Raw genomic sequence first — 26,880 nt, 5'->3', positions numbered from 1 at the left:
GGGATCGAATACGGCTGCCCGGGGCCCCGGCTCCCGCTCCCGGCCCTCCGGCCCCCCCGGGCTGTCGCGCCGGAGGGCTGGGCTAGCGTGCTTCATATGCCCACACCCATCGGAACGTTCGACCGTGGCCGCCCGGCCGCCGAGGTCCTGGAGCTGCTCGCCCCGCCCGTCGCCGCCGCGCTCGCCGGCTGGCAGGGCGAGGTGCCGGCCGAGGAGCTGATCCATGTGGACAGCGACCCCGACAAGGCCGACACCGCCGTCTGGGCCGAGACCTACGGCGTGACCCTGGAGCAGTCCGCCAACTGTGTCGTGGTCGCCGGCCGGCGCGGCCAGGACGTCACCCTCGCCGCGTGCGTCGTGCTCGCCACCACCCGCGCCGACGTCAACGGCCTCGTCCGCCGCCACATCGGTGCCCGCAAGGCGTCCTTCGCGCCCATGGACACCGCCGTCGGCGAGTCGGGCATGGAGTACGGCGGCATCACGCCGATCGGCCTGCCGCGTGCCTGGCCGCTGCTGGTGGACGCCGCCGTCGCCGACTCCCCGTACGTCGTCATCGGCAGCGGCCGGCGGCGCGGCAAACTGCTCGTCCCCGGCAAGGCCCTGGCCGGCCTGCCCGGCGCCGTCGTCCTGGAAGGGCTGGGGCTGCCCGGATGACCGCCGCCGAGTCCGCCGAGTCCGCCGAGTCCGCCGAGCCCGCCGAGTCCGCCGAGTTCCCAGCGGCCGCCGGGTCCGCAGACCCCTCCGTGCTGCGGCGGCTGGAGGGCTTCTACGACGCCGTCCCCCGCTCCGGCGGCCGCGCCGAGGACCACGGCCCGCTGACCCTCTTCGTCCGCGAGGGTGCCGGCTGGCCGCTCTACGCCCGGCCCACGCTCGGACACCCCGTGCCCGCCGACGCCACCGACGTGGCGCGGGTCCGTACCCGCCAGCGCCAACTGCTGGTCCCCGAGGCCTTCGAGTGGGTCCACGAGAGCGCCCCCGGCCTGCGCGCCGCCGCCGAGGCGGCCGGCCTCATCGTGCACGAGCATCCCCTGATGGTGCTGGACCCCGGCGCCTCGCCCGCCTCGGTGCCCGCGCCGCAGGACGGCCTGTCCATACGGATCCTCGGGGCCGGCGACCCGGCGCTGCCCACCGCCGTCACCGTTCCGCACCTCGCGTTCGCCGCCCCCGGCACCCAGGTCGGCACCGCGGACGCCCGTGCCCTCACCGCGCTGGTGCCGCTGCACGCCGCCCCCGCCGCCATGGCCCGCGCCACCGCCCGGATCGACGCCGGACTCACCGTGTACGCGGCGGCCGTCGACGGCACGGTGGCGCTGTGCGCGGGCCAGTACAACCCCATCGGCGACGTCTGCGAGATCGTCGGCATCGGCACCCTGCCCGCCGCGCGCCGGCGCGGCCTCGCCCACGCGGTCACCGCCGCGCTGGTGTCCGAGGCCCTCGCCAACGGCATGCGTACGGTCTTCCTGTCCGCCGGGGACGAGGACGTCGCCCGCATCTACGCGCGGCTGGGCTTCCGTCGGGTCGGTACGGCGCTGATCGCCGAGAGCCCGCCGACGTCAGCGGGCTGACACGTCCAGCGACAGGGCCGTCGAGTGCTCGGCGAAACCGAACCCCCGGTAGAGGTGCTCGGAGGCGGGCGTGGCGTGCAGATCGACCCGGGTGACGCCCTGCGCGGCGAACCAGTCGAGCAGCGCCTCGGTGGTGGCGCGTGCGTACCCCCGGCCGCGGTGGCCCGGGTCGGTGCACACGTTGAAGACGAAGCCGAACCGCCCCGTGGGGTGCCCCGGGGCGGGCAGCCGCTGCTCGACGGTGCCGACCGCGCACGCCGCGAGACCGGCGGTGCCGCCGGTGCCGCCGCGGCCGCCGGTGCCGCCGGGGCTGTCCACCACGAACGCCCCCACGACGGCGCCCGTCCCGCCCGCGAGCTGCGCGCGCAGCAGCTCCTCGGCGGCCGCCTCCCACTCGCCGGGCTCGTCGAGGCCCTTCATCGCGTGAAACATCAGGCGGCGCAGCCTTACCAGTTCGGCGGCGTCCTCGGGGCGTGCGGGGCGTACATCTGACATAGCGGCACGCTACCTCCGAATTCCTGTGATGCTGCCCGAGTTGGCGGAGCGGCCCGCGGTGACCGGAGCGGGTCGCGGCGGGGAATCTCCCGCGTCCGCCGCCGGTTGGGCAGGACAGCAGACCTTCCATCCCTCAGGAGGCAAGCCTTGTACGGCGACCCAGCGGTGATCCGCAAGATTCTCAACGGGCTCGGTGACACCTGGGCCGTCGTCGGCCTGTCGACCAACGACCGCCGGGCCGCGTACGGGGTCGCCGACGTCCTCCAGCGCCACGGCAAACGTGTGGTCCCGGTGCACCCCAAGGCCGAGACCGTGCACGGCGAGCAGGGGTACCCGTCGCTGTCCGCGATCCCCTTCGACGTCGATGTGGTGGACGTCTTCGTCAACAGCGACCTCGCCGGCCCGGTCGCCGACGAGGCGGTGGCCATCGGCGCGAAGGCGGTCTGGTTCCAGCTCGGCGTCGTCGACGAGGAGGCGTACCACCGGGTGCGCGACGCCGGCCTGGAGATGGTCATGGACCGCTGCCCCGCCATCGAGATCCCCCGGCTGCGCTGACCCCGCGGGCCCGGATACCACACCGGGCCCCGGCTGCGGGGGACCTCCCGCGAAGCTCCGGTCCTGCCTCGCGCGGTAGCGCCGCGCCTGCGACGGTGGAAGCACAGTCCGCGCGAGCAGGGGGCAGGGGGCAGTCGATGGTCGGCAAGGTGAGGCTGTGGCGCTGGCGGCGCAACCCGCTCCGGCGCCGTACGGACGTCACGGAGGCCTGGGTGGTGCTGGTCTTCGGGACGCTCGCCGTCGTCGGCGTGCCCGTCGCCGGCGCGGTGACAGCCTGGGGCGTGGAGGACTCCCTGCTCCGGCAGCGCGAGGACCGGCACCTGGTCTCGGCCGTGCTGACCGAGAACGCCCCGACCGTCGTCACCTACTCCGGCCACGGCCAGGTCCGGGCCACGGTCCGCTGGACGGCGTCCGACGGTTCCGCCCGTACCGGCGACGCCCCCGTCGAGTCGGGCAGCGCGGCCGGTACCCGGGCCGGCGTCTGGCTGGACCGGCAGGGCCACCTCACCGAGCCACCCGCCGGCACCGCCATGGCCGAGGCCGAGGGCGGCCTGGCCGGAACGGTGGTCGCGGGCGCGGCCTGGGCCGTCCTGGCCGGCGGCCTCAGGACCGTACGGTGGGGCCTCGACCGGCGCCGCGCCACCGAGTGGGACCGCGAGTGGGCCGAGGTCGGCCCGCAGTGGGGCCACCGGCGCGCGTGAGGCGTCCCGCCCCGGCATAGGGTGGCGGTCATGGCGGAGCGGTATCTGACGATCGGGCGCGAGGGCGTCCACGAGAGCGAGATCAAACGCTCCCGCTTCCTGTGCGCACTGGCCCCCGCCGGCACCGAGCAGGCCGCGCAGGACTTCGTCCGGCAGATCCGCGCCCGGCACCCGGGCGCCACGCACAACTGCTTCGCGTACGTCATCGGCGCCGACGGCCGCGTCCACAAGGCCAGTGACGACGGCGAACCCGGCGGTACCGCCGGCACCCCCATGCTCCAGGTGCTCCTGCGCCGCGAGATCCGCGACGTCGTCGCGGTCGTCACCCGCTACTACGGCGGTATCCAGCTCGGCGCCGGAGGTCTGGTCCGGGCCTACGGCGGCGCCGTCTCCGCCGCTCTGGACGAGCTCGGCACCGTCGAGCGCCGCAAGCTCGCCCTCGTAACCGTCGCCGTCGACCACCAGCGCGCCGGCCGCCTGGAGAACGAGCTGCGCGCGGCGGGGCGTACCGTGCGCGACGTCCACTACGGCGCCGACGTACGCATCGACCTGGGCATACCGGAGGAGGAGCTCGACGCCTTCCGGGGCTGGCTCGCCGACGTCACGGCGGGCACGGCCGTCGCCGAGGCGGCAGGCAGCGCGTACGTCGACAGCTGGGCGTAGACGTCACAGCCCGGGGCTGAGGCCCGGCTCGTCGGGGAAATCGTCAGGGCCGGGACCCTCGTCGGGGCCGGGGATGTCCGGGGGCGTCCGAGCATCGGCGTAGCGGTCCAGGACATCCCGCGTCAGGCTCTCGTACCGCATCGTCGCCACGGCTTCGCCGAGCATGCGCGTGAGGTCGTCGACCACGACCCCGTCGTCCACGCTGCCCGGCAGGTGCTCGATCGTGCCGTACAACGTGACGGCGAAGGCCGTACACGGAGTCCGGAAACGCCCGCCCCTCGACATCAGAACCGGCGCGGCCACCGCGACAGGCCCCGCCGCCGCTGCTTCGGCGCGTTGTCGTACCCGGGTGCGACACTGAGGGCCGTGAGGGAGCAGGGGGTCGTACGGGGTTACGGTGGTGCCTGCTGAACGGCGTGGGAGGGTGTACGAGATGCGGGCCGGGGCGGACACGTGAGACTGCTGCACACCTCCGACTGGCATCTGGGGCGGTCCTTCCACCGGGTGGGGCTGCTGGACGCCCAGGCGGCCTTCGTCGACCATCTGCTGGACACGGTGCGGGCCGAGCGGGTCGACGCCGTGCTGGTCGCCGGGGACGTCTACGACCGGGCTCTGCCGTCGCTGCCCGCCGTGGAGCTGTTCGACGACGCCCTGCATAGGCTCGCCGCCCTCGGCGTGCCGACGGTGATGATCTCGGGGAACCACGACTCGGCCCGGCGGCTCGGGGTGGCGTCGGGGCTGATCGGGCGGGCCGGGATCCATCTGCGGACCGACCCGGCGGGCTGCGCGACGCCGGTCGTGCTGGCCGACGAGCACGGCGAGGTCGCCTTCTACGGGCTGCCGTATCTCGAACCGGCTCTCGTACGCGAGGAGTTCGGGCTCGCGAGGGCAGGGCACACCGAGGTGCTGGCCGCCGCGATGGACCGGGTGCGGGCGGATCTGGCGGCCCGGCCGGCCGGTACGCGGTCGGTGGTGCTGGCGCATGCCTTCGTCAGCGGAGGGGCCGCCTGCGACAGCGAACGGGACATCACCGTCGGCGGGGTCGCGGCCGTGCCGGCCGGGGTGTTCGACGGCGTCGACTACACCGCGCTGGGGCATCTGCACGGCTGCCAGACGATCACGGACCGGGTGCGCTACTCGGGCTCGCCGCTCGCGTACTCCTTCTCCGAGGCCGGTCACCGCAAGAGCATGTGGCTGGTCGACCTGGGCGCGGACGGCGCGGTGACGGCGGAGCGCGTGACGTGCCCGGTGCCCAGGCCGCTCGCCCGGCTCCGGGGACGGCTCGACGACCTGCTGGAGGACCCGGCCCACGAGCGGCACGAGCAGGCCTGGGTCGAGGCCACCCTCACCGATCCCGGCCGCCCGCACGAGCCCATGGCCCGGCTGCGCGAACGGTTCCCGCACGCCCTCGCGCTCGCCTTCGACCCCGAGCACACCGGCGACGACCCGCTCGCCTCGTACGCCCAGCGGCTGCGCGGCCGCACCGACCAGCAGATCGCCGAGGACTTCGTGACCCATGTACGCGGCTCCGCCCCCGATCCCCGCGAACGGGACGTGCTCGGCGCCGCCCTCGACGCGGTACGCGCCGCCGGGGCCCGGGCGGAGACCGACTGACATGCGACTGCACCGCCTCACCCTCACCGCCTTCGGCCCGTTCGCCGGCAGCCAGAGCGTCGACTTCGACGAGCTGTCCTCCGCCGGACTGTTCCTGCTGCACGGCGCGACCGGCGCCGGCAAGACCTCGGTCCTGGACGGCGTGTGCTTCGCGCTCTACGGCGGCGTGCCCGGCGCCCGCCCCGCCACCCGGCTGCGCAGCGACCACGCAGGCCCCGACACGCTCACCGAGGTCGTCCTCGATCTGACGGTCGGCGGGCGGCGGCTGGAGATCACCCGCCGCCCCGAACAGCTCCGCCCCAAGAAACGCGGCAGCGGTATGACCGCCGAGAAGGCCGTCACACTGCTGCGCGAACACACCGACGGGCAGTGGCGCGCCCTGTCCAGGTCCCACCAGGAGACCGGCGAGGAGCTGCTGCGGCTCATCGGGATGAGCAAGGAGCAGTTCTGCCAGGTCGTGCTGCTGCCGCAGGGCGAGTTCGCCGGGTTTCTGCGCGCCGGGGCCACCGACCGGGCCGCGCTCCTCGGCCGGCTCTTCGACACCCGCCGCTTCAAGGCCGTCGAGGACTGGCTCCGCGACCGCCGCCGCACCGCCGAACAGCAGCTCCGCGGCGGCGACGCCGAACTCGTCAGCCTCGCCCACCGCCTCCGGCAGGCGGCCGGCGAGGACGCGGAACCGCCGCAGGAGTGGGCGCCCGGCGAGGAGGGCCTTGCCGAGCGGATCCTGCAGTGGGCGGCCGTGCTCCGCTCCACCGCCCGTGAGCAGGCCGACATCGCGCGGGCCGCCCTGGAGGAGGCCGAGGCCGCCCACACGCTGGCCCGCCGCCAGGCCGACTCCGTACGCGAGCTGTACGCGCTCCAGCAGCGGCACGACGCCGCGGTGCGCCGCGCCGCCGGGCTCGACGCCGCCCGCCCCGGGCGCGAGGAGACCCTCGACCGGCTCGGGTCGGCGCGCCGCGCCGCGGCCGTCGAGCCCGCTCTCGACCTGAGGGAACGCGCCGCCGGTGAACACGGCGGCGCTCAGGCCGCCGAGCGGGCGGCCAGGAGGGCGCTGCCGGCCGCCCTCGCCGAGGCCGGCGCCGACCAGCTCACCGAACACGAACACCGGCTCCGTGAGGAGCTCGGCACCCTCGCCGAGGCCGGACAGGCCGAACAGCGCGCGGCCGGCATCGCCGCCGAGCGCGACGGCCTGGAGCGCGAGACGGCCGCCGCCGAGCAGCTCGTCGCCGACGCCGACGGCTGGCTCGACGGCTGGGACGACCGCCGCCGTTCGCTGCGGCGGCGGGTCGACGCCGCGCGGACCGCCGCCGCCCGCGCCGGCGAGCTCGACGCCGCCCGGGACCGGGCCCGCCGCAGGCTCGACGCGGCCCTCGCCCGCGACGAGTACGCCCGCGTGCTGCACCGGGCCGAGGAACGCCTGCGTACCGCCCGCGGCACCGCCGCCGACGCCCGCGAGGCCTGGCACGACGCCCGCGAGGCCAGGATCGCCGGCATCGCCGCCGAACTCGCCGCCCAGCTCAGGGACGGCCACGCCTGCCTGGTCTGCGGCTCCGACCGGCACCCCGAACCCGCCCGGCCCTCCGCCCGTCAGGTCACCGCCGACGACGAGGAACGCGCCCACGCGGCCTACCAGTCGGCGTTCGCAGCCCAGGGCGAGGCCCAGGACGCGGTGAGCCGCGCCGGGGCCGCCCTCGAAGCCGCCCGCGCCGAGGCCGGTGACACCCCGCAGGCCGAACTCGCCGCCGCCCACGCCGCCGTGGACCGTGACCACGCCGACAACGCCGCCCTCGCCGACGATGCCCGCGGCGCGGCCGACGCCCTCGACCGCGCCGAGGCCGAGCACGCCCGCCGCACCGACGCCCGCCAGCAGGCCGCCACCCGCATCGCCACGCTCACCGCCCACCGCGAGGACCTGGACCTGCGGCACGCAGAGCTCACCGACCAACTCACCCGGGCCCGCGGCGGGTACGCCACCGTCTCCGACCGCCGCACCGCCCTCGGCGCCGACATCGGGCGGATCGCGCACGCCGCCGGGACGGTCCGCACCGCCCAGGACACCGCCCGCCGCGTCAAGGACGCCGACGCCCAACTCGCCGACGCCGCCTACCGGGCCGGGTTCGACACGCCCGGCTCGGCCGCCGCCGCCCTGCTGCCGCCGTCCGAGCGGCAGCGCCTCGAAGACCGCGCCGAGCAGTGGCAGCGCGAGCAGGCCGCCGTCACCGCCGACCTCACCGCGCTCGACCTCACCGAAGCCGCGGCCCGCCCGCCCGCCGACCCCGACGCGGCCACCCGGGCCGCCGAGTCCGCCAACCGCCGTCTCCAGCACGCCGCTTCCAGGGCCACCGCCGCCCGCGACCGCTGCGCGGAACTCGACCGCCTCAGCGCCCAGGCCGCCGCCGGCGCCGTCCGGCTCGCCCCCGCCCGCGACGAGTACGCCCGCATCCGCCGCCTCGCGGAACTGGCCGCCGGCACCTCCTCCGACAACCGGCTCAGGATGGAGCTGGAGACCTACGTCCTGGCCGCCCGCCTCGAACAGGTCGCCGCCGCCGCCAGCATCCGGCTGCACCGGATGTCCTCCGGCCGCTACACCCTCGTCCACAGCGACGCCAAGGCCTCCCGAGGCTCCCGCTCGGGCCTCGGCCTCCTCGCCGTCGACTCCTGGACCGGCACCGAACGCGACACCGCGAGTCTGTCCGGGGGCGAGACCTTCTTCGCCTCCCTCGCCCTCGCCCTCGGCCTCGCCGACGTCGTCACCGACGAGGCCGGCGGCATGCGGCTGGACACCCTCTTCATCGACGAGGGCTTCGGCAGCCTCGACGAGCAGACCCTCGACGAGGTCCTCGACGTCCTCGACGCCCTCCGCGAGCGCGACCGCGCGGTCGGCATCGTCAGCCACGTCCCCGACCTGCTCCAGCGCATCCCCGCCCAGCTCCAGGTCGTCAAGGGCCGCCGCGGCTCAGCCCTGCGTCACCGCACGACGCCCGAGCGGTGACGGCGCCTCTTGTCTGCCGTCCTCGCGCGCTTCGCGGCTTCGGGCGGCGGTGCCGGCCTCCGGCCGACGTGCCGGGGCGGGGGTTTCGGCGGGGGCTGCGGGCTCAGCCCTGCGTCACCGCACGACGCCCGAGCGGTGACGGCGCCTCTTGTCTGCCGTCCTCGCGCGCTTCGCGGCTTCGGGCGGCGGTGCCGGCCTCCGGCCGACGTGCCGGGGCGGGGGTTTCGGCGGGGGCTGCGGGCTCAGCCCTGCGTCACCGCACGACGCCCGAGCGGTGACGAGTAGACCACGCTGGTGGTGACCGAGCCCAGGCCCGCTATACGGCCGGCGGTCTCCTCCAGGTGGCTCATCGAGCGGGCGGCGACCTTGAGGACGAAGCAGTCGTCGCCGGTGACGTGGTGGGCCTCCAGGATCTCCGGGGTTGAGCCGAGGAGGTCGTGGAAGGGCTTGTAGTTGCCGTGCGGGTACCGCAGGCGGACGAAGGCCAGGATCGGCAGGCCGATGCGGTCGTGGTCGATGACCGCCGAGTAGCCGCTGATGACGCCGGCCTCCTCCAGCCGCCGTACGCGCTCGGTCACCGCGCTGGGGGACATGGACACCGCCCGGGCCAGCTCGGCGTAGCTGGCGCGGCCGTCGGCCTGGAGGGCTTCGAGGATGCGCCAGTCGGTGGGGTCGAGGGAATGAACGGTCATGGCCGATATCTAGCAGGGGAATCCCCGGCGGGGCAACGGTTCCGCCGGGGAAAGCCACTTCCCGGCGCGGTACGGGCTCCGTAGATTCGTGGCCATGACACAGCAGCTCATCACCGGTCCCGTCCTGGCCGTCCCGCCCGCCGCACCGGCCGAGGCGGCCGCCTACTTCGCCGCGAGCCTCGCCTTCCACACCGATGTGTCCGACGTCGCCGCCGCCCTCGCCGCTGGCGGCGACCCGGGCTTCACGGTCGTCGACTCCCGCTCCACCCGGGCGTGGGACCAGGGCCGCATCCCCGGCGCCGTACATCTGCCCACCGAGCGGATCCCGCTGCTCGCCGCCGGGTTCCTCGACCCCGGCCGGCCCGTCGTCGTCCACTGCTGGGGCCCCGGGTGCAACGGCGCCACCCGTGCCGCGCACGCCCTCGCGAGCCGGGGCTACCGGGTCAAGGAGATGCTCGGCGGCATGGAGTACTGGATCCGCGAGGGCTTCGGTTACGAGACCGCCGACGGCCCCGGCAGCCGCCCGGCCGACCCGCTCACCGCGCCGGCCGGGGCGGCGGACTGCGGCTGCTGACGCACCATCAGTCGCGGCTCGTGTGCCGGTACCGGGCCCACAGCGGCAGTACGAACCAGCACAGCAGGTACCAGCTGACCACGCCGCCGACCAGCCACGGCACGAACACGTCATGGGTGGCCACCCGCAGGACGAGCAGCAGCGCGGAGGTCAGTGCCAGCAGCAGCAGGATCACGCCGACGAAGGTGAGCCGGGCCGCCCAGGCCACGGCCTGCTCCTTGAGGCGGCGGCCGGAGACGATCCGGTGGAAGGACACCGGGCCGATGAGCGCGCCGGTGGCCAGCGCGCCGAGCACCACCGTGACGACGTAGATGACCCGGTCGGTGTCGGCGAGCTGGTGGAACCTGGGGGTGAAGACCACGGTGAGCAGGAAGCCGAAGAGGATCTGCACCCCGGTCTGGGTGACCCGGATCTCCTGGATCAGCTCCTGCCAGCGCCGGTTGGCCCGCTCGTCCTCGGTCTCCTGGTTCCGGCTGGCGTCCATGCTGTTCACACACCCTCCCGTGGTGGCCGGTCGTCGATGGCCCGCGTGTACCCCAAGAGCGGGTAAAGAGACGTCGGCCCGGGAGGCTGTTCCGGCGGCCGCGTCAGGACGCCGGCGGGCGGCCGGGCAGTTCGTAGGCGTGCATTCCGTCCCGGTCGGCGACCCGGGTGAACCCGGCGCGTTCCAGGACCCGTTGGGAGGGGAGGTTGTCCGGGTCGGTGGTGGCCAGGACGGTACGGACCTCCGGGCGGGTCAGTGCCCAGCGTGATATCAGCCGGGCCGCGTCGGTCGCCCAGCCCTGGCCACGGGCGCCGGGTACGAGGTCGTAGCCGATCTCGGCGACACCGTCCGGCGAGGGCGGGCCGTGGAAGCCGATGCCGCCCAGCGCCACCAGGTCCTCGGTCCGCTGGATGGCGAACAGCCCCCACCCGGGGGCGAACAGGCCCGCCTCGGCGGCCTTGACCGTCATCCCGGCCGCCACGACCGTGCCGGCGCCCGGGGTACCGCCGAGCCAGGTCAGCGTGCCCGGCTCGCCGCCGGCGAGCTGTGCGGCCTCGTCGGGGAGCTGCTCGCGCAGGGTGACCCGGTCGCCGTCGGTGAGGACCAGACGGCCGTCGTCGGTGTGCGTGGCGTGCAGGCGCATGGAGGTTGAACCGTCCTGTTCGGGTGGTGGGGCGGGGGTAAGGGGTGTGGGGGCAGGAGGTGTGCCGGGAAGGGGCATGCGGGGAAGGGGGCTCGGGTCACAGCCGCGACAACTCGTCCACCAGGTCGTCGAGTCCGAGCGAGCCCTGCGAGAGGGCGGCCATGTGCCAGCGCTTGAGGTCGAAGGAGCCGTCGCGGGCGGTGTGCGCGGCGCGGGCGGCCTCGCGGCCGGCGAGCCAGGCGCGTTCGCCGAGCTTGTAGCCGATCGCCTGGCCGGGGACGCCCAGGTAGCGGATGAGCTCGCTGTCGAGCATGGCGGCGGACAGCCCGTTGTAGCGGCCGAAGAACTCGCGGCCGAGTTCGGGGGTCCAGCGCTCGCCCGGGCGGAAGGGGCTGCCGGCCGGGATGGCCAGTTCCAGGTGCATGCCGATGTCCAGGACGACCCGGCAGGCGCGCAGCATCTGGGCGTTGAGGTAGCCCAGGCGGTGTCCGGGGTCGGTGAGGAAGCCCAGTTCGTCCATCAGGCGCTCGGCGTACAGGGCCCAGCCCTCGGCGTTGGCACTGACATGGCCGAGGGTGGCCTGGTAGCGGGAGAGCCGGTCGGCGACGTGGACCCACTGCGCGAGTTGCAGATGGTGACCGGGGACGCCCTCGTGGTACCAGGTGGTGACCAGGTCCCAGACCGGGAAGCGGTCCTGGCCGAGGGTGGGCAGCCAGGTGCGGCCGGGCCGGGAGAAGTCCAGGGAGGGCGCCGTGTAGTGCGGCGCGGCGGCGCTGCCGGGCGGTGCGATCCGGGACTCGACGCGCCGCACGCGCTCGGCCAGGTCGAAGTGGGTGCCGTCGAGTGCGTCGATGGCCTGGTCCATGAGGTTCTGCAGCCACTGCTGGACGGCGTCCACGCCCTCGATGGCCTCGCCGGCGGTGTCCAGGTGGGCCAGGGCCTTCAGCGGGGTGGCGCCGGGCAGTACCTTCTCCGCCTCCTGGCGCATCTCGGCGTCCAGCCGGTGGAACTCCTCCCACCCCCAGGCGTACGCCTCGTCCAGATCCAGGTCGGAGCCGGTCCAGTAGCGTGCCCAGCGGGCGTAGCGCTCCCGGCCGACGGCGTCCGGGGCGCCGGTGACGGCGGGGGCGTAGACATCGCGCAGCCAGTCCCGCAGGGTGGCGACCCCGGAGGCGGCGTCGGCGGCCGCGGCGTCCAGCTCCTCGCGCAGCGCTTCGGGACCGCCGGAGACCAGCTCGGCGAACCAGTTGCGGCCGGTGCCGTCGTCCAGCCACTCGCCGAACTGGCCGATCACCGTGGTGACCTGGCGGGGGGCGGCCGGCAGTCCGCGGGACAGGCCGGTGGCCAGCGACTCGCGGTATCCGGCCAGTGCCGCCGGGGTGGCCCGCAGCCGGGCGGCGATCGCGGCCCAGTCCTGGTCGGTGGCGGTCGGCATCATCATGAAGACGCCACGCACCGAGTGGGCCGGGCTGAAGAGGTTGCTGACGCCGCGCAGTCCCTCGCCCGCCTCGTGCACGGCCAGTGCCGCGGTCAGCCGCTCCCGCAGCAGCCGGGCGCAGCGGCGCTCGGCTTCGTCGTCCACAGGCCCTGCGGCGTCGGGTTCGGCGTCGGGTCCGGCGTCGGGTTCGGCGTCGGGTCCGGCATCGGGTTCGGCGGCGAGTTCGGCGGCGTCGAGTTCGGCGAGGGTCCGGCGGGCCAGGTCCGCGAGGGCGTCGAGTCCGGCGGGGGAGTAGTCGGGAAGCCGGTCCTGGACTCCCGCCACCCCGACGAAGGTGCCGGTGACCGGGTCGAGCGCGCAGTAGGCGTCGACATAGGCGTCGGCGATCCGCCGGGGTGAGGTGCCGGGCGTGCCCGGTGTGCGGTCTTCGATCGTGGACATGCGGACATCTTCGTATGCCGCCGCCGACCACGTCATCTCCCTTATGGATCAGGGGGATCGGAGGATCAGGCGGATCACTGGGCCGCCGCGGCGGGGGGCAGCAGCGGGCCGCAGTCCCACTGCTGGAAGATCAACCGGGTCTCCACCCGGGCGACTTCGGGCCGCGCCGTGAACTCGTCCAGCACCAGCCGCTGAAGGTCGCCCGTGCCGGCCACGGCGACATGCACCAGATAGTCGTCGGGCCCGGCCAGATGGAACAGCGCCCGGGACTCCGGCAGCGCCCGGATCCGCTCGACGAACGGGGCGATCAGCTCCCGGCGGTGCGGCCGCACCTGCACCGACAGCAGGGCCTCCAGCGGGCGGCCGAGCCGGGCGGGGTCGACCCGCAGCCGGTCGCCGGTGATCACCCCGCTGCGGCGCAGCCGGGCGACCCGGTCCAGACAGGTCGAGGGCGCCACCCCGACGGCGGCGGCCAGGTCGCGGTAGGTGGTCCGGGCGTCGTTCTGCAGAAGCCGCAGAATCTCCAGATCGACCGGATCCATAAGCACGGAATCGGGCATCGTTCGAACGTAGCACGGGCTGCCGCCACTACTCTCCGGTAATTGTTCACGATCGGTCCCATGGAGTCACCGATGGAGTCACCCATGGAGTCACGATCGCTCGCCACCGAGGCCGTGCACGCCGGTCGCGAGGACCTCGCGGAGCTGGGCCTGCACGCCGTCCCCCTGGATCTGTCCACCACCTACCCGTGCCGGGACAGCCGGGCCGAGGCCGCCCGCCTGGACGCCTTCGCCGCCACCGGTGAACTCCCCGCCGGGCAGCCGGTCTACGCGCGGCTGGACAACCCCACCACCGCCCGCTTCGAGACCGCCCTCGCCCGCCTGGAAGGCGCCGGGGCCGCCGTCGCCTTCGCCAGCGGCATGGCCGCCCTCACCGCCGTGCTGCTGGCCAGGGCGGCCATCGGGCTGCGGCACGTGGTCGCGGTCCGCCCGCTGTACGGGTGCAGCGACCATCTGCTGGGCAGCGGCCTGCTCGGCACCGAGGTGACCTGGACGGACCCGGCCGGTATCGCCGACGCCATCCGCCCCGACACCGGCCTGGTGATGGTGGAGACCCCCGCCAACCCGACCCTGGCCGAAGTGGACCTGCGGGCCGTCGCCCACTCCTGCGGCACGGTGCCGCTGCTGGCCGACAACACCTTCGCCACGCCCGTACTCCAGCGCCCGCTGGACAGCGGTGCCAGGATCGTCCTGCACAGCGCGACCAAGTACCTGGGCGGGCACGGAGACGTGCTGGGGGGAGTGGTGGCCTGTGACGAGGAGTTCGCCCGGCGGCTGCGCCAGGTGCGGTTCGCCACCGGGGGCGTACTCCACCCGCTGGCCGGCTATCTGCTGCTGCGCGGGCTGGCCACGCTACCCGTACGGATACGGGCCGCGTCGCAGACGGCGGCGCTGCTGGCCGGCCGGCTGGCCCTGGATCCCCGGGTGGCCCGGACGTACTACCCGCGGATCGGCGGCGCGATGATCGCCTTCGAGGTGCGCGGCGACCCGCACGCGGTGACCGCCGGGGTGCGGTTGATCACCCCGGCGGTCAGCCTCGGCAGTGTGGACACCCTCATCCAGCACCCGGCCTCGATCAGCCATCGCATCGTCGACGAGGGCGACCGGCGGCGGGCCGGGGTGAGCGAGTCGCTGCTGCGGATGTCGGTCGGCCTGGAGGATCCGGAGGATCTCTGGACCGACCTGGACCGGGCGCTCAGCGCGTCGACGGAGCGTGCGCTTCCGCGGGCGACAGCGTCGCGGTGATGACCAGCGTGCCGTCCTCGACCTGGTAGTCCAGCGGCAGCCTCAGGCGGCGCATCGTGGCGACCATGCCGGTGTTGGTCGAGCGGGTCACCGCGTAGACGCTGTCGCGGCCGGCCTCGGCGGCCAGCGCGGCCAGCCGGCGCATGAGTTCCACGCCGACGCCCCGGCGCTGCCAGTCGTCCTCGACCAGGACGGCGACCTCGTTCTCGTCGCCGTCCCAGAGCAGGTGCGCCAGCGCCACGATCCGCCCCGAGGCGGTCTCGACGGCGAGGGTCTGCCCGAACCGGGGGCTGAGCAGGTGCGCCAGGTAGCGGTCGGCGTCGCCCACCGGGCCGTGGTAGCGCTGGTTCAGTGTCGCCGCGGAGCAGCGGTCGTGCATCGCGCGGGCGGCGGCCAGGTCCTCGGGGCCGGCCCGGCGGACGGTGATCTCGTTGCCCTCCGGCAGCGTCAGTACGTCACGGCCCGCCGGCACCCGGACACCCAGGTGCGCGTCCAGCTCCACCAGGGCCCGTGCCCGCGCGAACTCGGTCGGGGTGAACGGCAGATACGCGCGCTCCACGATGATCCTGCCGCCGGACGGGTCGCGCAGTCGCATCACGGTGCCCTCCAGTACGTCCTCCGGTACGTCCTCGTGCGGTGCCCGGCCGCCGCTGTGGGCGGGCAGCGAGCGGATGCTGCAACGGCCGAACAACTGGCGCAGCGCCAGCGGCAGTTCGGCGGCGTCCATGGCGGTACGGGTGGCGAGGTTGAGCATCCGGGTCGGGGTGTCCACCAGGTCGTGGGCGTCGGCCCGCTCGATCCAGGTGTCGCGGCCGCCCGCCGTGGAGACGGCCCGGATCAGCGTGCCCGTGGTCAGCGGGGCGGGGGCCCGGAGCAGGAACTCGTCCACCGTGCCGTCGCCCAGCGGGTGGGCCTGGAAGGTGAGGATGTCGACCTCGTGCGCGGCCAGCGCAGTGCACACCGCACCCAGGCTGCCCGGTGTGTCGCGCACGGTGGTGCGCAGCCGCCACAGCAGGGCGGGCCCGCGGTCCTGGGTGCCGGCCGGTTCGAGGGTCCGACGGACATGATCCCCGGCGGTTCCGGCGGGCGGTGAATGGCTGTGATGGCGTGCCCACCAGGTGTGGAAACCGGCGGTCGCGGCGAGTGCCGCCGCCGAGACACCGAGGAGCACGGGGCCCTGGGGGCCGTGGGCGACGAGATTGGCCAGCAGATCGGCGGTGGCGACGGCCCCGAAGAGCGCGGCGAGTTCGATCAGGTCGCGCCGCCAGTGGTGCCGGCGGGTCGTGGTGGTCGCAGACGTCAGTTGAGGCATGTCATCACCATGCCTAACTGTTGTTGCGTGATCACAAACGCTTTATGACCGACGAGTAAAGGGTGAATCATGTCCGTTAAGTTCTCCTTCTGTAGTTTTACTGTTGGGCTTGCCGCTGCGCCAGCCGACGCAGGGCATGGCCGTACCGGCGGGTCATCAGGCGCTGCACCAGCCGTCCGGCCGGCCCCGCCGCCCGCGCGTACCAGGCCGCCGGCCGGCTGAACGCGGTCACGTCCAGCCGGACCGCCCCGCCGGCCTCGTACTCCACGACGAACGACTCCTCGCCGCACTCGGGATGCCCGGGCAGGGTGCCGTACGCGAAGCCGGTCCGCCGCTCCTCGGCGACCGTCCAGACCACCTCGCACGGAATCCGGACCGGCCCGGCCCGCATCACGACCCGGACCCCCGGCGAGGCGTCGGGCGTGCCGGCCGCGATCCGCAGCCCGGCGGCCCGCTGCATGTCCCAGCGCAGCAGCGCCCGCCCGGCCGCCGCGAAGACCCGCTGCCCGTCCCCGAGCCGGACCCGGGTACGCAGCAGGTGGTGGCCGGGCGGGGGCAGCGACCCGGGATCCCGGGTCGCGCCCACCTCGTCGTACGTGAAGTCGTTCATCGCCCCCATTGTCTCAGGCCGTCACACACCGCACGCGGGTGGCTACTGTCCCACACGTCCCGGCTGCAGCACCTGGGTGAACAGCACGGTGCCGTCCTGCTCGCGCAGCCGGACCGTCAGCTCGCCCGAGCCGCCGTCGATGTCGACCTCCCCGAAGAACTGGAAACCGTCGGCGGGGGAGACGTTCGACGCCGTCGGGGCCTTGACGAAGACCCGGTCCGGCCCGAAGGTCCCGTCCAGGGAACTGGCCGGGAAGGCCCCGGCGTTGAGCGGGCCGGAGACGAACTCCCAGAACGGCTCGAAATCCGTGAAGGCCGCCCGCGACGGGTCGTAGTGCTGGGCCGAGGTGTGGTGGACGTCGGCCGTCAGCCACAGCGTGCCGGTGATCCGGCGGTGCTTGACGAAGCGCAGCAGCTCGGCGATCTGCAGCTCACGCCCGAGCGGCACCCCGGGGTCGCCCTGGGCGACGGCCTCGATGTTGGCCCTGCCCTCGGTGGTGTCCGGCACGACCAGCCCCAGCGGCATGTCGGCGGCGATGACCTTCCACGTCGCCCGTGACCTGGCCAGCTCCCGCTTCAGCCACTCCAGTTGTCCGGCGCCCAGGATGCCCTGCGGGTCAACGGTCTGGGTGTCGGCCGAGTTGGCGTTGCGGTACGTGCGCATGTCGAGCACGAAGACGTCCAGCAGCGGCCCGTGGTGGTGCACCCGGTAGACGCGGCCGTCGGGTCGGCGCAGCGTGGAGACCGGGAAGTACTCGGAGAACGCCTGCCGGGCGCGGGCGGCGAGCACGTCCACGCTCTTCTCGGTGTAGCGGGTGTCGGTGGCGGCGATCACCTCGCCCGGATACCAGTTGTTGCGGACCTCGTGGTCGTCCCACTGGACGACCGACGGCACCCGGGCGTTGAAGCGGCGCAGGTTGTCGTCCAGCAGGTTGTAGCGGAAGTTGCCGCGGAACTCCGCCAGGGTCTCGGCCACCTTGGACTTCTCCTCGGTGGTGACGTTGCGGTAGGTCCGCCCGCCGGGGAGGGCCGCGGTGGCCGCGATCGGGCCGTCCGCGTAGATGTTGTCCCCGCTGCACAGGAAGAAGTCCGGGTCCAGGGCGCCCATCGCCTCGTAGATGCGGTAGCCGCCGATGTCCGGATTGATGCCCCAGCCCTGCCCGGCCAGGTCCCCCGACCAGACGAACCGCACCCCGTCCCGGCCCCGCGCGGGCGCCGTACGGAAGGTGCCGGACACCGGCTCGCCGGTACGGCGGGGGTCGTCCGGGTCGGCCAGCACCACGCGGTAGTGGATCTGCTCGCCCGGCGGCAGCCCGTGCAGCGCCACCGTGCCGGTGAAGTCCGTACCCGGGCCGAGCAGCGGGCCGGGCCGGCGGCGGACATCCCGGAACGAACCGGTCGCCGACGTCTCCACCACCATCCGGGCCGCTCGGTCCGCGCGCACCCACACCAGGCCCGAGCCGGCCGTCACATCGCCGGCCTGCACGCCCCAGGGCGCCCCGGGGCGGCCCGCCAGCGCCTGCGCGGGCGCCGCCGCCAGTGCCGTGGGCACCAGCAGCGCCCCCGAGGCTGCCAGCCCTCCGCGCAGTACGGACCGCCGGTCCACGGATGCCTTCGACATGGGTGTCCTCCCGAGAGCTGTGTGCCGTGTGTGCCGAACCGTTCCTAGCGCCGTCACATGCCGTGGATCCCAACGAGCGGTGAACAACTTGCGCATACACTCCACCCGGGGGCAGCACGAGCGACAGGCGTACCGCTGTGAGCGAGCAGATACCGGCCATCCAGCCGCAGGCCACGGCAGGACGGCTCACCGTGCGCGACGTTTTGGACCTGGACCTGGTGGCGCCCTGGGGCGCCGAGGTCGTGGCGGGCTCCGCCCATCTGCACCGGGCCGTGCGCTGGCTGCATGTCGCCGAGGCGCTGGATGTCGGGGTCATGCTCAACGGCGGCGAGATGGTGCTGACCACCGGGCTGCTGCTGGCCGGCGACGAACGCGCCCAGCGCGAGTACATCGAGTCGATGCAGCGGGCCGACGTCGCGGCGGTCGTCCTCGGGCTGGGCCGGGCCTTCCGCACCACGCCCGAGCCGATGCGCCGCGCCGCCGAGCGCTGCGGGGTGCCGCTGATCGTGCTGCACCGCCCGGCACCCTTCGCCCGGCTCACCGAGGAGGTGCACTCCCGGCTCGCGCACGGCCGCTTCGCCGCCCTCGACCTCTCCGACCGCGTCAGGTCCTCGCTGACCACCCTCAACCTGTCCGGCGCCACCCTGCAGCAGGTGCTCGACGAGATCGCCTCCTACAGCGGCTGCCCGGTGGTCCTGGTGAACCTGGCGCAGCGGGTCCTGGCCTCGGCCGGCGACAAGGGATCCCTCAGCGACCTGCTGCGGGACTGGGACCGGGTCTCCCGGCAGGTGGCCGAGCTGTCCGGTGCGGCGGGCCCGGTGACGGTCGGCCCCGACGGCTGGATCGTGGCCTCGCTGGAGGCCCGCGGACGGCAGTGGGGCCGCATGGTGCTCTTCGGCTACCAGGGCCCGGAGGAGTACGGACAGGTGCTGGCCGCCCGCGCCGCCGAGGCCCTGGTCATGCACCGGCTGCTCGGCGACCGCGACCGGGGCTGGGAGGACCAGGCCGCCGAGTCGCTGCTGCTGGACCTCGCCTCCGGCACCGCCCGCCCCGAGCAGCTGCTCACCCGGGTCCGGGCCGCCGGGCTGCCGGTCAACCGGCGCACCTTCGTCCCCGTCGTGGTCCGCCTGCTGGAGGACAACGGCCCCGACGACATGCCCGAGCTGATCGACCGCGTCCTGGCCGACCAGCCCGGTGTCGCCGGGCTGGTGGCGCGTATCGGTGCCGCGGGCACGGCCGTCCTGCTCAGCGTCCCGTACGACCAGGACGCGGACGCCGCCGTGCGCCGCGTCGTCGTCCAGGTGCACGAGGGGCTGGCGGCCGCCGGCCGGACCGCGGTGGCCGGAGCGGGCTTCGACTGCACCGAACTCGACGAGCTGCGCCGCTCCTTCGTCGAGGCCGTCCATGTCGCCGACGCGGCGGTCGCCGGGCCCCCGGCGGCCCCGGTGGCGCGGCTGCGCGACGTACGGCTGCGCGGACTCGTACGGCTGCTGCGCGACGAGCCGGAACTCCAGGCCTTCATCGAACGCGAACTCGGCCCGCTGCTGCGCAGCCCCGACCTGCTCGACGTGCTGCGCACCTACCTCGACACCGGCCGCAACAAGTCACTGGCCGCCCAGATGCACCACGTCAGCCGCCCCGCCCTCTACCGGCGGCTGCAGAGCATCGAGGCCCTGCTCGGCACCGATCTGGACGACTGGGAGCAGCTGACCTCCGTCTATGTCGCGCTCCTGGCCCACGAGGCACAGCGCGCCGCGGGGCCCGGGTCGTAGCTCCGACCCGGGCCCCGCGGCGCCTGCCGTGCGGCTGTCTCAGTCCTTGACCCCGTGGGTCTCACCGTGGGTCTCACCATGGGTCTCGCCGTGGACGTCGCTGTGGACGTCGCTGTGGGTGTTGCTGTCCGGGGCCACCCGGGTCAGCAGGTAGTACACGACCAGGGAGGCGGCCAGCCCGACCGCCCAGCCGTAGTCCGCGAGCGGCTTGAGGAAGGGGATCAGCCCGTCGGCCGGGAACGGCCCCTGCTTCACGCCCTTGACGACGTTGGAGTACGAGCCGCCGATCGCCAGCACACCGCCGACGACAAAGGCCACCAGCGCCCGCCAGTTCCAGCCGCCGTCGTACCAGTAGCGGCCCCCCGCCTTGTACAGGTCGGCCAGGTCGAGCCGGGTGCGGCGGACGATCCAGTAGTCGGCGATGAGGATGCCGGCCACCGTGCCGAGCATTCCGCCGACCGTGCCGAGCCAGGTGAAGATGTACGCCTGGGGGCTGGAGATCAGCTTCCAGGGGAAGATCACCACACCCACACCGGCGGTGATCAGTGCCCCGGTACGGAAGCTGATCCTGCGCGGCGCCATGTTGGACAGGTCGAAGGCCGGCGAGACGGTGTTGGCCGCGATGTTCACCGACAGGGTGGCGATCAGTACCGTGACCAGCGCGAAGACGATGCCGACCCAGTTGTCGACCTTGGCGGCCAGTGCCACCGGGTCCCAGATCGCCTCACCGTAGACCGCCTCGGAGCCGGAGGTCACCAGCACCGACAGCAGGGCGAACAGCGTCATGGTGGTGGGCAGACCGAGCGACTGGCCCCACAGCTGGGCGCGCTGGGTGGAGGCGTAGCGGGTGAAGTCGGGGATGTTCAGTGACAGGGTGGACCAGAAGCCGATCATGCCCATCAGGGACGGGAAGAAGACCTTCCAGAAGCCGCTGCCCCAGCCCAGCTGGGACGGCTGGGACAGCAGCGTGCCGAAGCCGCCCGCCTTCACGCTGATCCAGATCAGCAGGGCGACGGCACCGACGATGACGAAGGGCGCCGCCCAGTTCTCGAAGCGGCGGACCGTCTCCATGCCGCGCACGATGATCGCGATCTGGATCGCCCAGAAGACGGCGAAGGACAGCCACTGCGTCCAGGGGTAGCCGCCGATCTCACCGGCCTTCGCCCAGCTGTCACCGAACAGCTTGCCGGCCAGCAGGAAGATGCCGGAGCCGCCGATCCAGGTCTGGATGCCGAACCAGGCGCAGGCCACGGCGGCGCGCACCAGGGCGGGCAGATTGGCGCCCCGGATGCCGAAGGCCGCGCGGGCGAAGACCGGGAAGGGGATGCCGTACTTCGGCCCGGCGTGGCCGGTCAGCAGCATCGGCAGCAGCACGATGACGTTCGCCAGGGCGATCGTCAGGACCGCCTGCTTCCAGTCCATGCCGAGCGCGACAAGGCTGGAGGCCAGGGTCCAGGAGGCGATGTTGTGGGCCATGCCGACCCACAGGGCGGCGAAGTTGTACGTGGTCCACTTGCGTTGGGCGAACGGGACCGGGAGCAGGTCCTCGTTGGCGTAGGGGCCGGACGGTACCGCGTCGGCGGGGAGCTCGACGCGGCCGTCGGCCTGGGTTCTCTGGGCGGAGGAGGGCTCGGTGGCTGTCATGGCTGCAGCCCCTTCGTTCGAGGCGGGGGACGCCGGATCGGTCGAACGTGTGCCGTGCGGGCGGGCGGGGTGGGGGGCGGTGTTCAGCCGTTGACGGCCGGGATGACCGTCGTGCCGTAGGTGTCGATGGTCGACTCCTTGGCGTCCTGCATGTTGTAGAGGGCGAACTGGTCGACGCCCAGTGCCTTGAGGGCGTTGAGCTTGTCGATGTGCTGCTGCGCGGTGCCTATCAGGCAGAAGCGGTCGACTATCTCGTCCGGTACGAAGGCGGTGTCGGGATTCCCGCTGCGGCCGTGGTGGGAGTAGTCGTACCCCTGACGGGCCTTGATGTAATCCGTCAGCTCCTCCGGGACCATCGAGGAGGACTGGCCGTACTTGCCGACCAGGTCCGCGACGTGGTTGCCGACCATGCCGCCGAACCAGCGGCACTGGTCACGGGCGTGGGCCAGCGCCTCGGGCGAGTCGTCCTCGGTGACATAGGCCGGGGCGGCGACGCAGATCCTGACGTCGGCGGGGTCGCGGCCGGCCGCCACCGCCGCGTCCTTGACCGCCTTGACCATCCACTCGGTGAGGTACAGATCGGCCAGCTGGAGGATGAAACCGTCGGCCTTCTCACCGGTCATGGCCAGCGCCTTGGGCCCGTACGCCGCCATCCACACCGGCAGCTCGGCACCCTCGCGCACCCAGGGGAACTTCACGGTCGTGCCGCTGCCGAGGTCGGCCTCGCGGCCCTCGGCGAGTTCCCGGATGACGTGCATGGCCTCCTCGATACGGGCCAGGGTGTTGGGCTTGCGGCCGGCCACCCGCATCGCGGAGTCGCCGCGGCCGATGCCGCAGATGGTGCGGTTGCCGAACATGTCGTTGAGCGTCGCGAAGGTGGAGGCGGTGACCTCCCAGGTGCGGGTGCCCGGGTTGGTGACCATCGGGCCGACGATCATCCGCTCGGTGCTGGACAGGATCTGGCTGTAGATGACGAACGGCTCCTGCCACAGTACCGCCGAGTCGAACGTCCAGCCGTGGGTGAAGCCCTGGCGCTCCGCGCGTTTCATCAGCTCGACCACACCCGAGGCGGGCGGGTCGGTCTGGAGTACGAGACCGAAATCCATGTGCTCTGCTCCCTGGAATCCCTAGATGAGGTTCTGACAGGTCTCGCGGGTCTGGTAGCGGCCGTGGCCGGCCCGCCCCAGGTAACGGTCCTGGTCGATGATCACGGTGCCGCGCGACAGCACCGTCTCGACCCGGCCGGTGACGCGCTTGCCCTCGTAGGCCGAGTAGTCGACGTTCATGTGGTGGGTCTCGGCGGAGATGACCTGCTCGGCGTGGGGGTCGTAGACGACGATGTCGGCGTCGGCGCCCGGGGCGATGGTGCCCTTGCGCGGGTACAGGCCGAACATCCGGGCCGGGGCGGCGCAGGCGATCTCGATCCAGCGGCGCCGCGAGATGCGACCGTCGACGACCGCCTGGTGCAGCAGGTCCATCCGGTTCTCCACCCCCGGCAGACCGTTGGGGATCCTGGAGAAGTCACCCCGGCCCAGCTCCTTCTGACCGGAGAAGCAGAACGGGCAGTGATCGGTGGAGACCACCTGCAGATCGTTGGTGCGCAGGCCCTTCCACAGCTCGGCCTGGTGCTCCCGGGGCCGCAGCGGCGTCGAGCACACGTACTTGGCACCCTCGAAGTCCGGCTCGGCCAGATTGTCCGTGGACAGGAACAGATACTGCGGGCACGTCTCACCGAAGACGTTCAGCCCCCGGTCGCGGGCCTGAGCCAGCTCCGCGACCGCGGAGGCGGCCGACACATGCACCACGTACAGCGGGGAGCCGGCGACCTCGGCCAGCTTGATCGCGCGGTGGGTGGCCTCGGCCTCCAGCAGCTCCCGGCGCACCTCGCCGTGGTAGCGGGGGTCCGTCTGGCCGGCCGCCAGCGCCTGTTCGACCAGGACGTCGATGGCGATGCCGTTCTCGGCGTGCATCATGATCAGCCCGCCGTTGGCGGCGCCGCGCTGCATGGCCCGCAGGATCTTGCCGTCGTCGCTGTAGAAGACCCCCGGATAGGCCATGAACAGCTTGAAGGACGTCACCCCCTCGTCCACCAGGAGATCCATCTCCTTGAGGCTGTTCTCGGTGACATCCGACATGATCATGTGGAAGGCGTAGTCGATCGCGCAGTTGCCCTCGGCCTTGGCGTGCCAGGTGTCCAGACCGCTGCGCAGCGACTCGCCGACCGACTGGACGGCGAAGTCCACGATGGTCGTCGTACCGCCCCACGCGGCGGCCCGGCTGCCGGTCTCGAAGGTGTCGGAGGCGGCGGTGCCGCCGAACGGCAGCTCCATGTGGGTGTGCGCGTCCACACCGCCCGGGATGACGTACTTCCCGGTCGCGTCGATCACGGTGTCGGCGGTCCAGCCCTCGGCCACGGCGCTGCCGGTGGCGGCCAGGGCGACGACCTTCTCGCCCTCGACGAGGACGTCCGCGTGGATCTCCTCGGCGGCGGTGATGACCAGTCCGCCGCGGATCAGGGTTCGGCTCACCGGATTCCCCCTCACGCCTCGGTCAGCGGGCCGTAGGCGTCCGGACGGCGGTCCCGGTAGAACGCCCACTGCTGCCGGACTTCCTCGATCTTGCCGAAGTCCAGGTCGCGGACGACCAGTTCCTCCTCCTTGTCCGAGGCCACGTCACCGACGAACTGGCCGCGCGGGTCCACGAAGTACGACGTGCCGTAGAAGTCGTTGTCGCCGTACTCCTCGACGCCCACCCGGTTGATGGCCGCCACGAAGTACTCGTTGGCGACGGCCGCGGCGGGCTGTTCCAGCTGCCACAGGTACGCCGACAGGCCGCGCGAGGTGGCCGACGGGTTGTAGACGATCTCCGCACCCGCCAGGCCCAGGGCACGCCAGCCCTCCGGGAAGTGGCGGTCGTAGCAGATGTACACGCCGACCTTGCCGACGGCGGTGTCGAAGACCGGCCAGCCCAGGTTGCCCGGCTTGAAGTAGTACTTCTCCCAGAAGCCCTTGACCTGCGGGATGTGGTGCTTGCGGTACTTGCCGAGGTAGGAGCCGTCCGCGTCGATCACGGCGGCGGTGTTGTAGTAGAAGCCCGCCTGCTCGACCTCGTACACCGGCACCACGATGACCATGTTGAGTTCCTTGGCCAGCGCCTGCATCCGGACGATCGTCGGGCCGTCCGGCACCGGCTCGGCCCACTTGTAGTGCTCGGCCTCCTGCACCTGGCAGAAGTAGGGGGCGTTGAACACCTCCTGGAAGCCGATGATCCGGGCACCCTGCGCGGCCGCCTCACGGGCGTACTGCTCGTGCAGGGCGATCATCGACTCCATGTCGCCGGTCCACTTCGTCTGCACAAGCGCGGCGCGCACTACTCGACTCATGGGTTTCCCTCCGGGATCCGGTCTGTTGACGGCTGACACTAGGAGTTCGCCGACACCGGGTGCAGTACCACGCTGTAACGCGATGGGGCCCGCCGCGTTCCGCCGCGTCACCTGCGACGATGCCGTTCCGACGATTGTCAGGAGCGGTCGCGCGAGCGGTGAATTCGGGGTTTCGTCCGGGGCTCGCGGGTTACGCGCGCGTGTCCCGCGAAAAAAGACGGCGCGGGGCGGGAACTCCCGCCCCGCGCCGTCAGTTGCTCCAGATACGGGCCCGCGCGCAGCGCCGGCCCGGCCAACGGCCCCGACCGGGCACCCCCGTCCCGGTCGGGGCTCCCCTTCTCGGGGGGGCTCGGGGGGCTAGCGCACCCCGAGCAGCTGCTCGACCGGGTCGATCGCGAAGTACACCACGAACAGCGCCGAGGTCACCCAGAGCAGCCAGTGCACCTCACGCGCCTTGCCCAGCACCGCCTTGAGCACGACGTAGGCCACGAAGCCGGCGCCGATGCCGTTGGTGATGGAGTAGGTGAACGGCATCACGGCGATGGTGAGGAAGGCCGGGATGGCGATCTCGTAGCTGTCCCACTCGATGTTCTTGACCTGGGTGATCATCAGGAAGCCCACCGCGACCAGCGCGGGAGCCGCCGCCTGCAGCGGCACGATGGTCAGCAGCGGGCTCAGGAAGAGCGCCACCGCGAACAGACCACCGGTGATCACATTGGCGAAGCCGGTCCGGGCGCCCTCGCCCACGCCCGCCGCCGACTCGATGAACGCGGTGTTGGACGAGGACGAGGCCGCGCCGCCCGCGACGGCCGCCGCGCCGTCGATGAGCAGCACCCGGCCGAGGTTGGGGACCTTGCCCTCCTCGTCCAGCAGTCCGGCCTCGGCGGTGATGCCGACAACGGTGCCCATGGTGTCGAAGAAGTCCGACAGGATCAGGGTGAAGACGATCAGCACCACCGTGATCGCGCTGACCTGCCCGAAGGCGCCGAAGAGACTGAAGTGGCCGATCAGTCCGAAGTCGGGGGCGGAGAAGACGTGGTCGGGCAGCTTCGGGGTGGTCAGGCCCCAGCTGCCGACGTTCGCGACCGCGTCGATGACGATCGCCAGCACCGTCATCGCGATGATGCTGATCAGGATCGCGCCCTTGACCTTGCGGGCCAGCAGCGCGATGGTCAGCAGCACCCCGAGGCAGAACACCAGCACCGGCCAGCCCGACAGCGTGCCGGTGCCGCCCAGCTGGACGGGGACGGTGCTGTGGGCCGCGTCCGGGATACGGGAGACGAAGCCGGCGTCGACAAAGCCGATGAAGGCGATGAACAGGCCGATGCCGACGCTGATCGCCTGCTTGAGGGCCTGCGGGATCGCGTGCATCACCGCTTCGCGCAGCCCCGTGACGACCAGGACGCAGATGACCAGGCCCTCCAGGACCACGGTTCCCATCGCGTCGTCCCAGCTCATCAGCGGGGCGATCTGGAAGGCGACCACCGCGTTCAGGCCCAGGCCCGCCGCGATGGCCAGCGGCAGGTTGCCGCCGACACCCATGATGATCGTCATCACGGCCGCCACGAGCGCGGTGGCGGTCACCAGTTGCCCGGTGGAGAGCACATGACCGAACTTGTCCTTGGCGCTGCCCAGGATGATCGGATTGAGGACGAGAATGTATGCCATCGTAAAGAACGTGGCGAAGCCGCCACGTATCTCACGGGGGAAGTCCGAGCCGCGCTCCGATATCCGGAACCATCGGTCGAGCGGCCCGCCGCTGCCGGGCCCGCCTGCTACGGGGATCTTTGACTTGTCTGCGACCTGTCCGGACATCGTGCTCCTATGAGTGCAACAGGGTGTAGAACGCGATGGATTGTGTCCCGCACCCGTGAGCGC

General features: G+C 73.0%; 25 protein-coding genes. 10 read left to right on the top strand and 15 right to left on the bottom strand.

Annotation, left to right across the window (positions count from 1 at the left end):
* Positions 1–96 precede the first annotated feature (96 nt).
* Positions 97–654, top strand: coding sequence for a YbaK/EbsC family protein (locus RWE79_RS05340; RefSeq protein WP_475938852.1), 558 nt, complete (start codon positions 97–99; stop codon positions 652–654).
* A complete protein-coding gene (locus RWE79_RS05335) occupies positions 651–1,565 on the top strand; it encodes a GNAT family N-acetyltransferase (RefSeq protein WP_475938851.1) in 915 nt (304 codons plus the stop codon). The genes RWE79_RS05340 and RWE79_RS05335 overlap by 4 nt, the downstream gene beginning before the upstream one ends.
* On the opposite strand, the gene RWE79_RS05330 is transcribed toward RWE79_RS05335, so the two are convergent.
* Positions 1,554–2,060, bottom strand: coding sequence for a GNAT family N-acetyltransferase (locus tag RWE79_RS05330; protein WP_475938850.1), 507 nt, complete (start codon positions 2,058–2,060; stop codon positions 1,554–1,556). The genes RWE79_RS05335 and RWE79_RS05330 overlap by 12 nt on opposite strands.
* A gap of 147 nt (positions 2,061–2,207) precedes the next feature.
* Here RWE79_RS05330 and RWE79_RS05325 point away from each other — a divergent pair, with 147 nt between their 5' ends.
* The 3 genes from RWE79_RS05325 to RWE79_RS05315 all read left to right on the top strand — a co-directional run bounded on the left by RWE79_RS05325 (position 2,208) and on the right by RWE79_RS05315 (position 3,979).
* Positions 2,208–2,615, top strand: coding sequence for a CoA-binding protein (locus RWE79_RS05325; RefSeq protein WP_475938849.1), 408 nt, complete (start codon positions 2,208–2,210; stop codon positions 2,613–2,615).
* A gap of 137 nt (positions 2,616–2,752) precedes the next feature.
* A complete protein-coding gene (locus RWE79_RS05320; RefSeq protein WP_475938848.1) occupies positions 2,753–3,316 on the top strand; it encodes an Rv1733c family protein in 564 nt (187 codons plus the stop codon).
* Between the two features lie 30 nt (positions 3,317–3,346).
* Entirely contained in the window at positions 3,347–3,979 is a 633-nt protein-coding gene (locus tag RWE79_RS05315; protein ID WP_475938847.1) for a YigZ family protein, read from the top strand.
* Positions 3,980–3,982: 3 nt separating this feature from the next.
* Here RWE79_RS05315 and RWE79_RS05310 read toward each other — a convergent pair whose 3' ends face one another.
* Complete coding sequence (locus tag RWE79_RS05310; protein WP_475938846.1) at positions 3,983–4,213, bottom strand: hypothetical protein; 231 nt, start codon at positions 4,211–4,213, stop codon at positions 3,983–3,985.
* A 219-nt stretch (positions 4,214–4,432) separates the two neighbouring features.
* Between RWE79_RS05310 and RWE79_RS05305 the strand changes: the two genes are divergently transcribed.
* Both RWE79_RS05305 and RWE79_RS05300 read left to right on the top strand, forming a co-directional pair.
* Positions 4,433–5,593 carry an exonuclease SbcCD subunit D gene (locus tag RWE79_RS05305; RefSeq protein ID WP_475938845.1) on the top strand — a complete coding sequence of 387 codons (1,161 nt, stop codon included), beginning with the start codon at positions 4,433–4,435 and terminating at the stop codon, positions 5,591–5,593.
* A gap of 1 nt (position 5,594) precedes the next feature.
* Positions 5,595–8,585, top strand: a complete 2,991-nt coding sequence (locus RWE79_RS05300; protein WP_475938844.1) for an AAA family ATPase — start codon at positions 5,595–5,597, stop codon at positions 8,583–8,585.
* 242 nt (positions 8,586–8,827) lie between these two features.
* On the opposite strand, the gene RWE79_RS05295 is transcribed toward RWE79_RS05300, so the two are convergent.
* Positions 8,828–9,277, bottom strand: coding sequence for an Lrp/AsnC family transcriptional regulator (locus RWE79_RS05295; RefSeq protein ID WP_475938843.1), 450 nt, complete (start codon positions 9,275–9,277; stop codon positions 8,828–8,830).
* Positions 9,278–9,371: 94 nt separating this feature from the next.
* On the opposite strand from RWE79_RS05295, the gene RWE79_RS05290 reads away from it, so the two are divergent.
* Positions 9,372–9,851 carry a rhodanese-like domain-containing protein gene (locus RWE79_RS05290; protein ID WP_475938842.1) on the top strand — a complete coding sequence of 160 codons (480 nt, stop codon included), beginning with the start codon at positions 9,372–9,374 and terminating at the stop codon, positions 9,849–9,851.
* A gap of 7 nt (positions 9,852–9,858) precedes the next feature.
* Here the strand turns inward: RWE79_RS05290 and RWE79_RS05285 are convergent, their stop codons facing one another.
* The 4 genes from RWE79_RS05285 to RWE79_RS05270 form a co-directional block, all read right to left on the bottom strand.
* Positions 9,859–10,335 (bottom strand): DUF6328 family protein, encoded by a 477-nt coding sequence (locus RWE79_RS05285; protein WP_475938841.1) that lies wholly within the window; start codon positions 10,333–10,335, stop codon positions 9,859–9,861.
* 103 nt (positions 10,336–10,438) lie between these two features.
* Positions 10,439–10,978 (bottom strand): GNAT family N-acetyltransferase, encoded by a 540-nt coding sequence (locus RWE79_RS05280; RefSeq protein ID WP_475938840.1) that lies wholly within the window; start codon positions 10,976–10,978, stop codon positions 10,439–10,441.
* 97 nt (positions 10,979–11,075) lie between these two features.
* Entirely contained in the window at positions 11,076–12,857 is a 1,782-nt protein-coding gene (locus RWE79_RS05275; protein WP_475938839.1) for a DUF885 domain-containing protein, read from the bottom strand.
* A 74-nt stretch (positions 12,858–12,931) separates the two neighbouring features.
* Positions 12,932–13,417 (bottom strand): Lrp/AsnC family transcriptional regulator, encoded by a 486-nt coding sequence (locus RWE79_RS05270; protein WP_475938838.1) that lies wholly within the window; start codon positions 13,415–13,417, stop codon positions 12,932–12,934.
* An 84-nt stretch (positions 13,418–13,501) separates the two neighbouring features.
* Here RWE79_RS05270 and RWE79_RS05265 point away from each other — a divergent pair, with 84 nt between their 5' ends.
* Positions 13,502–14,662, top strand: a complete 1,161-nt coding sequence (locus RWE79_RS05265) for a trans-sulfuration enzyme family protein (protein ID WP_475938837.1) — start codon at positions 13,502–13,504, stop codon at positions 14,660–14,662.
* Here RWE79_RS05265 and RWE79_RS05260 read toward each other — a convergent pair.
* The 3 genes from RWE79_RS05260 to RWE79_RS05250 form a co-directional block, all read right to left on the bottom strand.
* Positions 14,613–15,974 (bottom strand): GNAT family N-acetyltransferase, encoded by a 1,362-nt coding sequence (locus tag RWE79_RS05260; RefSeq protein WP_475938836.1) that lies wholly within the window; start codon positions 15,972–15,974, stop codon positions 14,613–14,615. The two genes, RWE79_RS05265 and RWE79_RS05260, sit on opposite strands and share 50 nt — an antisense overlap.
* Positions 15,975–16,071: 97 nt before the next feature.
* Complete coding sequence (locus RWE79_RS05255) at positions 16,072–16,584, bottom strand: DUF1990 family protein (RefSeq protein WP_475938835.1); 513 nt, start codon at positions 16,582–16,584, stop codon at positions 16,072–16,074.
* Positions 16,585–16,626: 42 nt separating this feature from the next.
* Positions 16,627–18,204: an alkaline phosphatase D family protein gene (locus RWE79_RS05250; protein ID WP_475938834.1), complete on the bottom strand. Its 1,578-nt coding sequence runs from the start codon at positions 18,202–18,204 to the stop codon at positions 16,627–16,629.
* 137 nt (positions 18,205–18,341) lie between these two features.
* Here RWE79_RS05250 and RWE79_RS05245 point away from each other — a divergent pair, with 137 nt between their 5' ends.
* The gene (locus RWE79_RS05245) at positions 18,342–19,976 is read left to right on the top strand and encodes a PucR family transcriptional regulator (RefSeq protein WP_475938833.1); all 1,635 of its coding nucleotides are present in this window, start codon (positions 18,342–18,344) and stop codon (positions 19,974–19,976) included.
* Positions 19,977–20,015: 39 nt separating this feature from the next.
* On the opposite strand, the gene RWE79_RS05240 is transcribed toward RWE79_RS05245, so the two are convergent.
* The 5 genes from RWE79_RS05240 to RWE79_RS05220 form a co-directional block, all read right to left on the bottom strand.
* Complete coding sequence (locus tag RWE79_RS05240) at positions 20,016–21,620, bottom strand: NCS1 family nucleobase:cation symporter-1 (protein WP_475938832.1); 1,605 nt, start codon at positions 21,618–21,620, stop codon at positions 20,016–20,018.
* 83 nt (positions 21,621–21,703) lie between these two features.
* Positions 21,704–22,726 (bottom strand): TIGR03842 family LLM class F420-dependent oxidoreductase, encoded by a 1,023-nt coding sequence (locus RWE79_RS05235; protein WP_475938831.1) that lies wholly within the window; start codon positions 22,724–22,726, stop codon positions 21,704–21,706.
* A gap of 21 nt (positions 22,727–22,747) precedes the next feature.
* Positions 22,748–24,148, bottom strand: coding sequence for a dihydropyrimidinase (gene hydA / locus RWE79_RS05230; protein ID WP_475938830.1), 1,401 nt, complete (start codon positions 24,146–24,148; stop codon positions 22,748–22,750).
* A gap of 11 nt (positions 24,149–24,159) precedes the next feature.
* Positions 24,160–25,002 carry a nitrilase-related carbon-nitrogen hydrolase gene (locus tag RWE79_RS05225; protein WP_475938829.1) on the bottom strand — a complete coding sequence of 281 codons (843 nt, stop codon included), beginning with the start codon at positions 25,000–25,002 and terminating at the stop codon, positions 24,160–24,162.
* A 357-nt stretch (positions 25,003–25,359) separates the two neighbouring features.
* The gene (locus RWE79_RS05220; RefSeq protein ID WP_475938828.1) at positions 25,360–26,817 is read right to left on the bottom strand and encodes an NCS2 family permease; all 1,458 of its coding nucleotides are present in this window, start codon (positions 26,815–26,817) and stop codon (positions 25,360–25,362) included.
* Positions 26,818–26,880 lie beyond the last annotated feature (63 nt).

The sequence above is a fragment of the Streptomyces sp. RLA131 genome, assembly GCF_056270125.1.
This window is presented reverse-complemented; position numbering and strand designations above follow the sequence as displayed.